Annotated in this window: 11 protein-coding genes and 1 tRNA gene; 8 read left to right on the top strand and 4 right to left on the bottom strand. The window is 63.5% G+C overall.

Annotation, left to right across the window (positions count from 1 at the left end):
- Positions 1-296 precede the first annotated feature (296 nt).
- The gene (locus ACWKY3_RS12285; RefSeq protein WP_449316693.1) at positions 297-1,619 is read left to right on the top strand and encodes a hemolysin family protein; all 1,323 of its coding nucleotides are present in this window, start codon (positions 297-299) and stop codon (positions 1,617-1,619) included.
- 56 nt (positions 1,620-1,675) lie between these two features.
- On the opposite strand, the gene ACWKY3_RS12280 is transcribed toward ACWKY3_RS12285, so the two are convergent.
- Positions 1,676-2,470 (bottom strand): amidohydrolase family protein, encoded by a 795-nt coding sequence (locus tag ACWKY3_RS12280; protein WP_449316692.1) that lies wholly within the window; start codon positions 2,468-2,470, stop codon positions 1,676-1,678.
- 407 nt (positions 2,471-2,877) lie between these two features.
- On the opposite strand from ACWKY3_RS12280, the gene groL reads away from it, so the two are divergent.
- Entirely contained in the window at positions 2,878-4,488 is a 1,611-nt protein-coding gene (gene groL / locus ACWKY3_RS12275; protein WP_449316691.1) for a chaperonin GroEL, read from the top strand.
- Between the two features lie 595 nt (positions 4,489-5,083).
- Here the strand turns inward: groL and ACWKY3_RS12270 are convergent.
- Positions 5,084-5,710 (bottom strand): NAD(P)-dependent oxidoreductase, encoded by a 627-nt coding sequence (locus ACWKY3_RS12270; RefSeq protein ID WP_449316690.1) that lies wholly within the window; start codon positions 5,708-5,710, stop codon positions 5,084-5,086.
- Positions 5,711-6,155: 445 nt separating this feature from the next.
- Here ACWKY3_RS12270 and ACWKY3_RS12265 point away from each other — a divergent pair, with 445 nt between their 5' ends.
- The 4 genes from ACWKY3_RS12265 (at position 6,156) to ACWKY3_RS12250 (ending at position 8,865) form a co-directional block, all read left to right on the top strand.
- Positions 6,156-6,530 (top strand): winged helix-turn-helix transcriptional regulator, encoded by a 375-nt coding sequence (locus tag ACWKY3_RS12265; protein WP_449316689.1) that lies wholly within the window; start codon positions 6,156-6,158, stop codon positions 6,528-6,530.
- Positions 6,531-6,958: 428 nt separating this feature from the next.
- Positions 6,959-7,585 (top strand): metallophosphoesterase, encoded by a 627-nt coding sequence (locus ACWKY3_RS12260; RefSeq protein WP_449316688.1) that lies wholly within the window; start codon positions 6,959-6,961, stop codon positions 7,583-7,585.
- A 385-nt stretch (positions 7,586-7,970) separates the two neighbouring features.
- The gene (locus ACWKY3_RS12255; RefSeq protein WP_449316687.1) at positions 7,971-8,150 is read left to right on the top strand and encodes a hypothetical protein; all 180 of its coding nucleotides are present in this window, start codon (positions 7,971-7,973) and stop codon (positions 8,148-8,150) included.
- Between the two features lie 253 nt (positions 8,151-8,403).
- Positions 8,404-8,865, top strand: coding sequence for a hypothetical protein (locus ACWKY3_RS12250; protein ID WP_449316686.1), 462 nt, complete (start codon positions 8,404-8,406; stop codon positions 8,863-8,865).
- A 163-nt stretch (positions 8,866-9,028) separates the two neighbouring features.
- On the opposite strand, the gene ACWKY3_RS12245 is transcribed toward ACWKY3_RS12250, so the two are convergent.
- A tRNA-Met gene (locus ACWKY3_RS12245) sits at positions 9,029-9,105 on the bottom strand.
- Between the two features lie 739 nt (positions 9,106-9,844).
- Here ACWKY3_RS12245 and ACWKY3_RS12240 point away from each other — a divergent pair.
- Together ACWKY3_RS12240 and ACWKY3_RS12235 are read left to right on the top strand one after the other, a co-directional pair.
- The gene (locus ACWKY3_RS12240) at positions 9,845-10,390 is read left to right on the top strand and encodes a DUF308 domain-containing protein (protein ID WP_449316685.1); all 546 of its coding nucleotides are present in this window, start codon (positions 9,845-9,847) and stop codon (positions 10,388-10,390) included.
- 167 nt (positions 10,391-10,557) lie between these two features.
- Positions 10,558-12,060: a sodium-dependent transporter gene (locus ACWKY3_RS12235; protein ID WP_449316684.1), complete on the top strand. Its 1,503-nt coding sequence runs from the start codon at positions 10,558-10,560 to the stop codon at positions 12,058-12,060.
- Positions 12,061-12,065: 5 nt separating this feature from the next.
- On the opposite strand, the gene ACWKY3_RS12230 is transcribed toward ACWKY3_RS12235, so the two are convergent.
- The gene (locus ACWKY3_RS12230) at positions 12,066-13,523 is read right to left on the bottom strand and encodes a sodium:solute symporter family protein (protein WP_449316683.1); all 1,458 of its coding nucleotides are present in this window, start codon (positions 13,521-13,523) and stop codon (positions 12,066-12,068) included.
- Positions 13,524-13,838: the final 315 nt, after the last annotated feature.

The following is a 13,838-nucleotide window of genomic DNA, read 5'->3' as shown; positions in this document are numbered from 1 at the left end:
TCCGTCGCTGCATAGTCTGTCGGTTGGCGGGCGCTTCACGCGAAGCGCCCGCCTTTTTCTGGGTCCATTGCGTCCGAGCCTGCGATGGCAACCGCCAACCTCGACGAACCCGCCAGCGCGCAGCGCCTCGGCCGCCCGCCCCCTCTGCGTTCCCCGCCATCGCCCGCCTCCGTCGCGTCGCTTCGGCCCCCACTTATGGAAACCTGCGGGTTTCTGCGACCAGCCGACCGACCCGGGGGGAGCGGTGTCGTACGATAGCGAGGCGAATGTCATACAAAGGAGGACCATCCGCAGCCATGCACCCAGCAATCAGCTTGCTTCTTGTTCTGTTTTTCCTGATCATGAATGCCTTTTTCGTCGTTGCTGAGTTCTCGCTCGTGCGCGTGCGAAAGTCCCAGATCGAAATAGCCCTTGACGAGGGCAAAGGCGGCGCCAAGTACGCCAAGCTCATCGCCGACAACGTGAACGCCTATCTTTCGGCGTGCCAGCTGGGCATCACGTTGGCCTCGCTGGCCTTGGGCTGGCTGGGCGAGCCGGCTGTCTCGGCCCTCATCTCGCCCGCTCTTGCAGCCATCGGTTTGCCGGAGGCGGCCATCCACGCCATCGCCGTGGCCGTGGGCTTCATCATCATCACCGCTTTGCACATTGTGGTGGGCGAGCTTATCCCTAAGTCGCTCGCCATCTTCTCCACGGAGCGCTGGGCCCTGCTCACGGCGGGGCTGCTCGTGTGGTTCTACCGCATCACGTACCCCGTCATGTGGCTGTTCAACTCCATCACGAACGGCGTCATGAAGCTTTTGGGCCACGACGTGGCCAACGAGCACGAGGTGTACACCGACGAGGAGATCAAGCTGCTCATCGACGAGAGCACCGAAAGCGGCCTCATCGACCCCGAGCAAAACGAGTACGTGGACAACATCTTCGATCTAGGCGACAAGGACGCCGAGGCCATCATGACCCCGCGCACCGACGTCATCTGCATCGACCTGGAGGATTCGCTCGAAGAGAACCTGCAGCTGGTGCAGTCCTACAAGTTCACGCGCTACCCGGTGTGCCGCGACACGAAGGACCGCATCGTCGGCTTCGTGCATGTGAAGGACCTCTACACGCTGCCGCAAGACGCCACGGTGGACGATCTACGCGTGCGCCCGATCCAGGCGGTTCCCGAGGGCATCCCCATCGCGAAGCTGCTGCAAACTCTGCAGGCCGAACGCACGAAGATCGCCGTGGTCATAGACGAGCACGGCGGCACGGCGGGCATCGTCACCATGAGCGACATCATGGAGCAGATCGTCGGGCGCATAGACGACGAGTACCTGCACGGCGAGACGGACGAAGTGGTGAAGCTGGACGACGGCAGCTACCTCATCGACGGCTCGCTGCCCATCGACGACACGGTGGAGCTTATCGGCTTCGAGCCGGAGGAGTCGGAGGAGTGCGAGACGGCGGGCGGTTTGCTGCTCACGCTGTTCGACCGCATTCCCGACGAGGGCGACGCCGTTTCCGTGGAGGACGGCGGCAAAAAGGCGTCGTTCACCGTGATGGACATGGACCGCCATCGCATCGACAAGATCCGCGTGGTGCTGGAGTCCGCCTCCGAAGAGGCCGAGGAGGCGTAAGCCCCGCATCCGCCGCGCCTTGCGGCGCGCGGGGGTGCAGCCGTGTTGCGCGCCCCTCAGTCCACCTTCACGCCGACGAAGCGCTCGGCGTTGTGCCACAGCATGTTCTCCAGCTCGTCCTCGCTGAATCCCGCGTTGACGAACTGGTTGTACTCGTCGACCGGATCCCACATGGGGAAGTCGGACCCGAACATCACGCGGTCGGTGCCCCAGAGACGCGCAAGCTCCCGCGTGCGGCGCGGCCCTAAGAAGAACTGGGAACTGGACGCGTCGATGAACACGTTGTCCAGGTGGTGCAGCGTGTCGTACCCCACTTCGTAGCACGACCAGAAGCCGAAGTGGGCCGCGTCCACCACCAGGTCGGGGAACGTTTTCAAGATGTGCGCCAGGCGCCGGGGATGCGAGTAATCGTAGCGGTAGTCGCCGGTGTGCACCACCAGCGGCATGCGGCCTTCTATCATCTGGTAGATCTCCATGAGCCGAGGGTCGTCCATGTTCACCTTCTGCGTGTCCGGATGCAGCTTCATGCCGCGAAGCCCCAAGCTGATGGCGCGCTCTATCTCGGCCTCGGGATCGGGGTAATCCTGGTGCATGGTCATGAACCCGATGAACTCGGGATGCACGTAGCACTGCGTGGCTATGAAGTCGTTGATGCCCTCCACCGCACGCGCCGACGTGGCCACCGAATGCACGATGAAATGCGTGATGGGGGAGCGGTCCTTTACGGAGAGCAGGTGCTCGGCGGTGCCCTTGCCGTACATGTCCACCAGGTAGAACTCTCCGATGGCGTCCACGGCGCGCGCGGCTATTTTGTCGGGGTAGATGTGGGCATGGGCATCGATGACGGCCATGGGCAAGCTCCTTTGCGATCTGCGGCGTGTTTCGCCTTCGATTGTAGTGCAACGCTTGCGTTTGCGCAGCAGCCAAACGCGCTGCGTTGGGGACGCGGCGGCAGACGGGGAGCGCGGAGCGGAGCGAAGCAGGCGGGGCGCGGAACCGCACGCGCATTCGGGTCTGGCCCGCGCTCGGATGCCCGACCGGGGCTCGGATGCCTGGCCCTCGCTCGGATGCCTGGCCCGTGCTTTGAATTCCTTGCGCGAAAGCCCCCGTATGACTAGCACTCAAAGCGAAAGAGTGCTAATTTTTCCCTAGCGACTTTTCTGGCGGCTGCACAAGAACCTGCGCTGCGTTCCTTGGCGGCCGCTCGCTCACCGAAACGGGCGCCTCGCGCCCTGCAAAGCGAGAAAGGAACAGGATCGTGTCCAAGGATATCGCGTTCGACAACGACGCGCGCGCAAAGATGGCTGCGGGCGTGAGCAAACTGGCAGATGCCGTGCGGGTGACCATAGGCCCCAAGGGCCGCTACGTGGCAATGGAAAAGCCCAAGGAGAAGCCCAAAGTCAACGTCTCCAACGACGGTGCCACCGTGGCCGCCAACGTGGATCTTTCGGACCCGATAGAGAACATGGGCATGAAGATAGTGCGCGAGGCCGCCATCGCTGCGAACAACGACGCAGGTGACGGCACCACCACCGCCACCATCTTGGCCGATGCCATCGTGAGCGAGGGCGTGCGCTGCGTGACCGCCGGCTCCGATCCGCTGGCGCTGCGCCGCGGCATCCAACGCGCCGCCACCGCCATCGAGCAAGCGGTGCTCAAAGACGCGGTGGAGGTGTCCACGCGCGACCAGTTCGCGGAAATCGCCACGGTGTCGTCGGGCGATGCCGAGATCGGTGAGAAAATCGCCGACGCCCTGCAGGCCATCGGCAAAGACGGCATCATCTCCGTGGAGAAGTCGCAGAATTTCGGCATAGAGGTGGAGCTTCGCCAGGGCATGATGTTCGAGCACGGCTTCATCTCTCCGCAGATGGCCGACGACATGGGCCGCATGGAAGGCGAGCTGGTGGAGCCCTACATCCTGATGACCGACCAGCGCTTGGCCGACAACTTCAAAGACGTCGTGCCCGTGCTGGAGGAAGTCATGGATTCGGGCCATCCCCTGCTCATTGCCGCCGACGACGTGCGCGGCGAGTCCATGAAGGCGCTGCTTTTGAATCGTGCGCGCGGCACGCTCATCAGCGTGGCGGTGCAGGCACCCGGCCTCATGGACGGTGACCGCCGCAAGACGGAGCTGGAGGACCTGGCCATCCTCACGGGTGGCGAGGTCATCACGCCTGATCGCGGCCTGGCCCTGTCCGACGCCAAGAAGAGCATGCTCGGCCGTGCCGCCTTGGTGCAGATCACCAAGGACACCACCACGGTCATCGGGGGCAAGGGCAAGCCCGAGGCTGTCGAGGAGCGCTGCGCGCAGATCCGCAACGACCTTGAGCGCGAGCACACCGACTACGACCGCGACGTTCTGCGCGAGCGTTTGGCCAAGCTTTCCAACGGCCTTGCCGTGATGAAGGTGGGCGCCGCCACGGAAAGCGAGATGAACGAGATTCGCAGCCGCATCCAGGATGCGCTGCTGGCCACGCGTTCGGCCGCCGAGCAGGGCCTGGTGGCAGGCGGCGGCGTGGCGCTTCTGCAGGCGGCGTCCGCCGTGGACGCGCTGGCGTGCGACAACGCCGACGAGCAGCTGGGAATCGACATCGTCCGCAAGGCCGTGGAGGAGCCGTTGCGCGCGCTGGCGTACGCGTCGGGCTTCGACGGCAACGTGGAAGTGGAAAAGGCCAAGGAGGCCAAGCAGGGCTTCGGCTTGAATTGCGTGACCGGCGAGTACGGCGACATGATCTCCATGGGCGTGGCCGATCCCGCGAAGGTGGCCTGCACGGCGCTGCAAGCTGCGGCGTCGGTGGCCAGCCTCATCCTCATCACCAACGCCTCGGTGACCGAGGCGGCGAAGCAGGCTGCAGGCGAGGACGAGTAAGCTGGTCCGCGCCGTAGGGCGTTCGCTGAAGGCCGAGTGCCTTTTCGGATGATGCGAAGCGAGGGTCCGTGCTTTGAGCGCGGACCCTCGCTCTTTGCGCGCTGAACGCGTTTGGTGCGTTGGACGCGGCGCAGTCAAAGCAGGCGTCCCGCGTGAAACGCGCTGCGCCTCGCCTTTCTATGCCTCGCTCCGTTGCGCCGCGTCCTGTTGCGCCTCGCTCTGTTGCGCCTCGCTCTGTTGCGCCACGTCCTGTTGCGCTGCGTCCCGTTGTGCTTCGCCTTTCTGCGCTTCGCCCTGTTGCGTCCTGTTGCGCTGCTCTTGGCAGAGGAGCTGCGTTCCGCCTGCTCGTGGCAGTCGCTGTTCCTCTTGCTTGCCCATTCTTTTCGATTCCAAGAGCACAGGGCAAACGAATGTTTCACGTGAAACATTCCCGGGTTCCCCGTTGCGCCGCTTGCGACGGAACAGCCACCTTGGCCTGTTCGCAGCAAAAGCAGCTCCCTGTTTGCTTGCCCCGTCCGTTCGCGGCGATACGACGCAAGAATGTTTCACGTGAAACATTCTTGCGTCGTGCACGCCCATTGCGTCAAGGAGGGCGCTACTTGCGCACCACCGAAACGCGCTCGCGCACATGGTTGCCGCTCTCCGCTTCGTCGGCCAGGGCAATAGCGTAGTCGGCGTAGCTGATGACGGATCCCTGAGACCCCGTTATCAGCTCTTCGCCGCCCAGCAGGTATTCGCCCGTGCGCTCACCGTCGGCTTGGAAGTCGGCTGCGGGGCTTATGTAGGTCCACCGCACGTCGTCGCGCGTGCGCAGCTCGGCCAGCGCTTCGGCCATGGCGGAGGCTAGCGGCTTGAACGTGTCGGGGAACTCGGGGGTTTGGTCAAGCGTGACGGTGTGCTCCGGATTGACGAACAGGCTGCCCGCGCCGCCCACCACCAGCAGGCGCGTGTCGGTGCCGGAGAGCAGGTCGGCCAGATGCCGAAGCGAAGTGGAATGCTGGGGCGGCGTCTCGGGCGTCCAAGCGCCGAAGGCGTCCACCACCGCATCGAATCCGGCGAGGTCGGTGGCTTCGAGATCGAACAGGTCCTTGCGCACCGCGTGCTGCGCGGCCGTCCGGTTCTCGCCGCGCACGAACGCGGTCACTTCGCTGCCGCGGTTCACCAGCTCTTCTGTGATGAGCGTGCCCGCTTTGCCGTTCGCGGCGACAACTGCGATCTTCATGAGGGTTCCTTTCTCGTAGGGGCGCTTTGCCCGTTTGCGTTCTGACGAAACGTAGCTTAGAATGCAGAGCACCAAAGGGAAAGTAGGCACAATATTGTGCTGTAGGTACCTTTTGGTAACTATAAAGCAATGCAGGAGGCAGCGTCGAAGCGATGTGCGAGGTGCGCCGCAGCGATGCGAGAGATGCGCCGCGACGATGCAAGGGGTGCGCCGCAGCGATGCGGGGAGTCGCGCCGCAGCAATGCGGGGAGTCGCGCCGCGGCAATGCAAGGGGGACGGTGTGCGGCCGAGGCGCGCCGCAACGATGCGGGGGCGCCGCGGCAATGCGCGAAGTCGTGTTGGATCATGGCAGCCGCAAGGCGCGTTGCCGCAGGAGGGACTTTGCGACGGGGAAAAAAGGCCGCGCGCTGTGTTGCGGCATCGCACGGAGCAAGAAAGGATTCTCATGGATGGAACAAACGGAGCATACGCTGAGTTCAGCAACGAGCACGCGCCGAAACGTGCGGATTTGCCGGCGTGCCCGGTGGAGACATGCGTGCGGCTCATCGGCAGCAAATGGCGACTGCTCATCATGCGCGACCTGCTGCTGAACAAGACGATGCGCTTCAAAGAACTCCAGCGTTCCGTCGGCGGCATCTCGCAGAAGGTGCTCACGTCCAACCTGCGCGATATGGAGGAAGCGGGGCTGGTGATTCGTCGCGTGTATCCCGAGGTGCCGCCGCATGTGGAGTACTCGCTCACGGGCACGGGCGAAAGCCTTCGCCCCATCATCGACGCCATGTGGACCTGGGGCGAGGGCTACCAGGCGAAGGCGCGGTGAGCGCTGCGGACCAGTCCGTCCGTGCAATGGAACCGCCCGCAAGCGAACAGGTAAGTCGGAACGAATGTTTCACGTGAAACATTCTGGCGCGCAAGCGTCCCGCGTCCGCGTCTGGTACGTCGTATGCCCGTGTACCCAAATGTCCAATGCGTCCGAGCGCCTGTACGTCTGCTACGCGTCCAATGTGCCTGGGCGCCGCCCGCGCCTTCGCGTGCTTGGCGTGTCGGACTCGCCCATAGATGCGGTTTAGCGTCCCCAGCAAACCCTTGACGATAGCCTTGCGTCACTACGGTAACGGACGAGAATTTTTCGACGATATTTACCGAAACGGGGTCGCTTGCGTAGCTGCGACGGGCGGATGCGCGTGAAGCTTGCCTGCGCAGCGCTCGTTCGCTATAGTGGTGGCCCGCATTGCCGAGGAGCGTATCATGATCTGGTTCACATCCGACCTTCACCTAGGGCACGCCAAAGCCGTCGAATTCACAGGGCGGCCGTTTTCCGACGTTGACGCTATGAACGAAGCGCTCGTCGACCGCATCAACGCGCACGTCGCTTCCGACGACGTCCTCTACATCCTCGGCGACTTCTCGTTCAAAATCACCCGCGAGCAGGCGGCCGCTTGGCGCCGTCGCATCGCCTGCCGCAACGTGCGCCTGGTGCCGGGCAACCACGACAAGGATTGGGCGCAGCCCGGCGTGGCCGGCACGTTCGTCGTGGAACCGCTCATCTGCACCGTCAAGATAGACGGGGGCCGCAAGCTCATCCTGTCGCACTACCCGTTGATGGACTGGCCGTCGCTGGCCCACGGGTCCATTCATCTGCACGGGCACATCCACGCGAGCCGCGCCTACAACGAATGGTGCCGCGCTCAGCGTTTGCTGCGCTACGACGTGGGGGTGGACGCCAACGGCTACGAGCCCGTTTCGCTCGACCACGTGCTGGCGTGGTTCAAGGGAGTGGAGCACCGTCCCCGGGTCCGTCGCGCCGATTGGGAGAGGGCAGTGCTGCAAGGCACCGACGAGCCTGCCGATCCAGGGAATGAAAAGCGCTGGTAGGCGCTCTGCTGTTCAAGGCGGCGCGGGACTCCCTTCATCGCCTGCCTGCGATGCGGTTGTTGCGGTGTCGTCAAGGCTTCGGCGCGCCTTCCCTGCATGCTCTGGCGTATTTCGAGGCGGAGCATGCGCTCGGTGCCGTTTTCGCGATTGCGCGCCATGCTGGCGACGTTGGAAGAGGGGGGCTGATGGACGCCGCAACCGCCGGGGCAATTTGTCCCCATGGGCAATCCTGCGCAATCATCCGAACCAGCCCGCTTGATAGTTGCCAGGACGATTCGCCTCAATCTTCATATATCGAGAAAAGCGGGGAGATAGCACGCGTCGTCCGGGGCGTCTGCTACGTCCCCGAGAAAAGCGGCTCCTCGACACCGAGGTCCCCGCGAGCGTGGACGAAGTGGTCCGCGCCATAGCGCGCGCCAACAAGTGGGTGGTCGCGCCAGCCGGCGATGCCGCGCTGGACGCCCTGGGCCTCGACACGCAGGTACTTGTTGTAGGCGTCACCTTTCAGCCTGGGCAGGTTTCCGCGCTCGAGGAAGCCGAACGATCCGGTCTGCTCCGCCAGTAGGTAGGCGAGCTGGGTGCGCATGTAGACCTCGACGTGCTCGACCATCAGTAGGTCGGCTTGCTGCTCGTATGTGAGGAACGGTTTCGTGTACTTCATGGGAAAAGGTCCTTAGAGCGGCAAAAACCCGCCAGTGTGCATGCTCGAAAGCAGAGGCCAGGCGGGCTTACTGACGGCATCATACCATGCGGATTGCTTTTTTGGTCGAAACTCGCTAGAGGAACACGGCCTTCCCGTAGGCGACCGCAAGGCTGAGATGCGCACCATCGACGCTGAGGAGCCGGTCTTCCTGCACGACTACTATGAGAAGCTCAAGAACAACACAGGCAACGTGCTTCTCGGCTTCAGCACCCACGTGGCCATCAAACAGATGCATCTCCACAAGCCCGCTGACATGGAAAGCGCAGTCAGGTCGTATGTCTCCACGGCGTTCTCGCTGCTCATGTCCGGCGAGCGCAAGATGATAAACGAATGTGATCTCACTACCTACAAATATCACCACACCATCCTGTCCAAAGCCTGGTCCTACTTCGCAGACGGCCTTAGCAAGGAGGAGAGAGTCGGAGCCATTGGCGTGTGCAAGCACTGTCACCGCTTCTTCGAGCAACAACGCAACACGAAGCAATTCTGCAGCGACTCGTGCAGGGTGATGCACCTGCAGTCTTACGGAGATGAGCAGGCCGAAAACGAGCCCTACGAAACTGACGTCATGCGCTAGCGCGCCTGTCGCCCACCTTCGACAAGAAGCAAGAGGACGGCACCACCAAGAAGAAGCACAAGAAGGCACAGCGCGTCGTTGAGGGCATCAGGGAGCATGCCTGCTGCGAGACAAAAGAAAACAGGCCAGCTACTTGAATCAGTAAGCTGACCTGTGTAAATGCTGGTCGCGGGGGCAGGATTTGAACCTACGACCTCCGGGTTATGAGCCCGGCGAGCTACCAGACTGCTCCACCCCGCATCATTGCGCCTACCCTTCCTGCACGAAGCGCTTCAGGCAGGAAAAGCGGCAAGAACAAATAATACCCATGCTGCGTTGCGGCTTCAAGTGTTAGTTTGCCCACCATGAAACGAACACAATCATGCGCCATGCGGGCGAGCGGCGATGCGCGGTGCGCGGCATGCGCGGGTGGTGGACGAGGGGTTGGTTTGGGTGGGAAGTCGGGCGAGGGATCGCGGGCGGGAAGTCGCGGTAGGTGCCCCTAGCTTTCCGTACCCATCGCAGTACTAACCGATCATGGGCGGGTGAGTGGCGCGGATTATGCGCGGATCGTGGGCGGGGAGGTGACAGGGGCGAGCGAACTCGAGATGACGGGGCTTGCACGGCTTTGCGGCGTTGAGTTTGTGACGTGGAAGGATGCGCGGGCGGGTGATGCAGGCGCGCTGTGGCGCCGACGATCCTACGGCGGTCCGAGGACAGCCCAAGATGACGCGATCATCTCGCCAGCCAGCCCCAACCGTCCAGCTACTCCAACTGCCGATTCGCTCCCAGCCGCCCGACCCGGCCTCCCGCCCCAAACCTCCCAATCCGGCCTGCCAACTCAGCCGCCCGCCCCAAGCCTCCCGATCAGCGCGTTACCCTTTCGTATCGTTGTCGCTCTCCGCGCCCCTCGCGCCCCCAAGGCGTGTATAGTGGATGGTGGGCGCTCGCCTGAAAGGGGCCATGCGTCTTCTGCTACCTTTGGAAAAGAGGCTCTCCTATGAAAACATTTCTCGATGCGGTTCGCTCGAACATGGTCGCCCAGGCGGTCTTGTCCATCGTCTTGGGGTTGCTGCTGGCGTTTTTGCCGGGCGTCACCGCCATCGCCGTTGTGTACATGCTCGCCGTTTACCTAGCGGTGTCGGGCGCGGCTTCGCTCGTTGCCTACCTGCGCTCGGCTGGCCCGCGCTATCGCTCCCCCTTGGTGCTCGCCAATGCGGTGGTGCTGCTGGTCCTTGCCTTGCTCGTGTTCATGTTTCCGCAGGTTGTTGCGGGGTTCTTCTCGCTGATTCTGGGCGTTTTGCTGCTTATCGGCGGCGTGGTCAACGCCGTTCGATCGCTTGAGCTGCGCGCGTACCAAGGCGGCGTCTGGGTGGTTGCGATGCTCGTGAGCGTGGCCGTTGCAATCGGGGGCATCGTCATCATCGCCAACCCGTTTGCCACCACCGCCATGTTCGTGTTGGTGCTCGGCGTGCTGCTTGTTGCGAAGGGCGTCTCCGATCTGGTTATCGAGCGCAAGCTTGCCCGCTTGTCCAAGGAGTTGTAGCCATTCGGCGCAGGGCCGTGCTCCCCATTCGCGGCGCGGGCGCGCCTCGGCGGCGCGCTCCTGCGCCGGCGTTTCCGCATTCAGGCTCTTCCGACTGCGTTCTTGCGCTAAAATCTTGACGCAATTTTTGAGCAATTTCGCGCAAGCGATCGCAAGAGGAGTGTGGTATGGACAAGGAGCAGGGGACTGCCGGCGCGCGCTCGGTCGTAGGTGAGGCCGCCGGCGCGCGCTCGACCGTTGGTGAGGCCGCCGTCGGCGCGCAGCCGGTCGGGCGCGAGCGGTTCGCATCGCGGCTCGGCTTCATCTTGATCAGCGCCGGTTGCGCCATTGGCTTGGGCAACGTGTGGCGGTTCCCCTACATCGTGGGCGAGTACGGCGGCGCCGCGTTCGTGCTCATGTACCTGGTGTTTTTGGTTATCCTGGGGTTGCCGGTCATGGTGATGGAGTTCGCCGTGGGCCGAGCCAGCCAGAAATCGGCCGCTCAGGCGTTCGACGCGTTGCAGCCCTCGCGGCGTTGGCACTGGTTTTCGTGGTGGGGATACGTCGGCTGCATGATCCTCATGATGTTCTACACCACGGTGTGCGGCTGGATGCTGGCCTACATTCCCAAGATGGCCTCGGGCACGTTCGGCGCTGCCGACGCTGCGGCCACCGGGCAGATATTCAATGCCATGCTCGCCAATCCCGGCGAGCTGGTGGGGTGGATGCTGGCCGCCATCGCCATCGGCTTCGTCATTTGCAGCATGGGCCTGCAAAAGGGCGTCGAGCGCGTCACCAAATGGATGATGGCCACGTTGTTCGTGGTCATGTTGCTGCTCTGCGTGCGCGCCGTCACGCTGCCAGGCGCGGGCGAGGGCATTGCGTTCTACCTTGTTCCCGACTTCTCGCGTCTGTTTGCGGGCACCACTTTTGCCGAGCAGTGGGGCACGTTCGGCGAGGCCGTGTACGCCGCCATGGGCCAGGCGTTTTTCAGTTTGTCGCTCGGCATTGCGGCGATGGAGATATTCGGCAGCTACATCGGCCGCGAGCGCAGCCTCACAGGCGAGGCCGTGTCCGTGACGGCGCTCAACACCGTCGTCGCCGTGCTGGCCGGCCTCATCATCTTTCCGGCGTGCTTCGCCTACGGTGTCAGCCCCGATCAAGGTCCGTCGCTTGTGTTCGTCACGCTGCCCATGGTGTTTGGGCAGATGCCGCTTGGCAACGTGTGGGGCGCGCTGTTCTTCGTGTTCATGGCGTTTGCGGCCCTGTCGACGGTCATCGCCGTGTTCGAGAACCTGATCAGCTGGTCGATGGACAAATGGGGATGGACGCGCCGGCGCGCCGTGCTGGCCAACGCCGTGCTGGTCACGGTGCTCAGCCTTCCGTGCGCGCTCGGGTTCAACGTGCTTTCCGACATCTCCATTCCGGCCATCGGCGACATCCAGTCCATCGAGGACTTCATCGTGTCGAACAACATGCTGCCGCTGGGCAGCCTGCTGTTCGTGCTGTTCTGCACCACGCGCAAGGGCTGGGGTTGGGAGAGCTTCCTTGCCGAGGCCGACGCGGGCAAGGGCGCGAGGTTTCCCGTGTGGGCGCGCCCGTGGCTCAAGTACGGCATTCCCGCGCTCATCGTGATCATCTTCGTGATGGGCTACGTGCCCAAAGTGAGCGTGTGGCTGGGCTTGGCGTAGGGCGGTCAGCGGCTCGTTTTCCGTTCGCGCACCGCTCTCCCCTCGGCTTCGGCTAGCTCGTCGCGGGCGGCTTTGTAACGCAGGTATCCTTCCGAGACCTGCTGCCTGCTAACAAGCGTCAGCGCCCCCAGCACGACGATAGTGAATCCGCACGCGGGCCACAGCGGCTCAACGCCCCAGGGATTGCCGGCGAAATGCCAGATGGCCGCAATGGCGCCCCCGCCAAGCATCGACCAGAACGCCGCTGTGCTGCTCACGCGCGGCCACACCATGGCAACCAGAAGCACAACGCCCACCACCGAGCGAATCTGAAACGCGGCGTAGAGTTGCCCCAAGATGGAGGAGGCGTTCAGTCCCAGCCACGTGGACACGATTCCCAGCGCCACCACCATGAGCCGCGAGAACGCAAGGCGTTGGCGGTCGGTGCTGTGCGGTCGCACGACGGCGTAGAAATCCTGCGTGAGCGTGTTGGAGACGAACAGCAACGCGGCGGGTGCCGAAGACCAGATGGCGGCTGCAATAGCCATGGACACCACGCCTCCCACGACGGGGCCTTGGGCATTTGACATGGAGAACAGGATGGAGTTCGGGTCCGCGTCGGGCATGACCAGCACGCCGCACATGCCGATGATGGCGGGCAGGGTGGCGAACGGGATGACGATGGCCGCAGCTCCCCAAGCCCCAATGCCCATGTCGCGTGCCGATCGGGCCGATATGGAGGCGGTCACCATCGTGGCCGCCGCAAGGAAGCTGATGCCGATGCCGATGGCGTTTGCCAAGGTTGACCAGGGATCTGGCTGCAGCAGGTCGAAGTAGCTTGAGGGAAGCTGCTCCTGCAGGACCGCCAGGCCGCCGGCCATGTTCAGGCTGCCCGACGTGGCCACGACAAGCCCCGCGTACATGACCACCATGTGCACGATGTTCATGATGGCCAAGCCCCGCATGCCTCCCATCAACGTGACCAAGATGAACAGCGCGGACACCATCCAGGCCAGGAGGGTGGGGTCAAGGCCGGTCATGGGGGCGATGAGCGCTGCGGCGCTGATGGGTTGGGACGAGTACAGAAAGCAGTACGTCACCACCACGATGATGAGCATCACGGCGCGGCAGCGCTCATCGAACATGAACCGGAATGCCTCCGGCACGGACAAAATGTCGTATTTTCTGTGCATGGCCCGGTAGAACCGCGCCGCGAACACAATGAACACTATCATGCCGATGGACATGCCCCAGTTTACCCACACAGCCGATATGCCGGTGGTGAACCCGGTGGCGGCTTTGCCGATGGTGGCCGCCCCCGCCATCATCTCGGCGAACAGAAGCGGGACGATCATGTACCACGCAAGGTTTCCCTGCGCGGTGAGGAACTGGCGGGACGACACCTTCCCGCGCGCCGCCACGACGGCGCCTATTCCCACGGTGAGAACGATGTACAGGACAAGCATGGCAAGGGGGATGTTCATGCGGACTCCTCTCCAAGAAACTCGTTTCGCCACGCCTCGCCGGCGCCGAGGGAGCAGGTGGGCTGCAGCAACGGCGAGGCGTGGTGAAGCCGGAGGCCCCGCCAGATCGCGCTGGCGGGGCGAGACGCTTCAAACGGCTTGCTCAGCACAGGCCCATGGCCATCCACAGCGGGATGCTGCCCATCATGGCCACGATGGCGATGACGGCGTACGCGTACGCGGACTTCGTGAACTCCTTGATGGTGACGTACTCGTTGCCGGCAACGCCCAGCGCGCCCAGCACGAACGGGTTCATGAAGCCGTTGAACCAGATGT

This window comes from Rubneribacter sp., from assembly GCF_965361815.1.
This window is presented reverse-complemented; position numbering and strand designations above follow the sequence as displayed.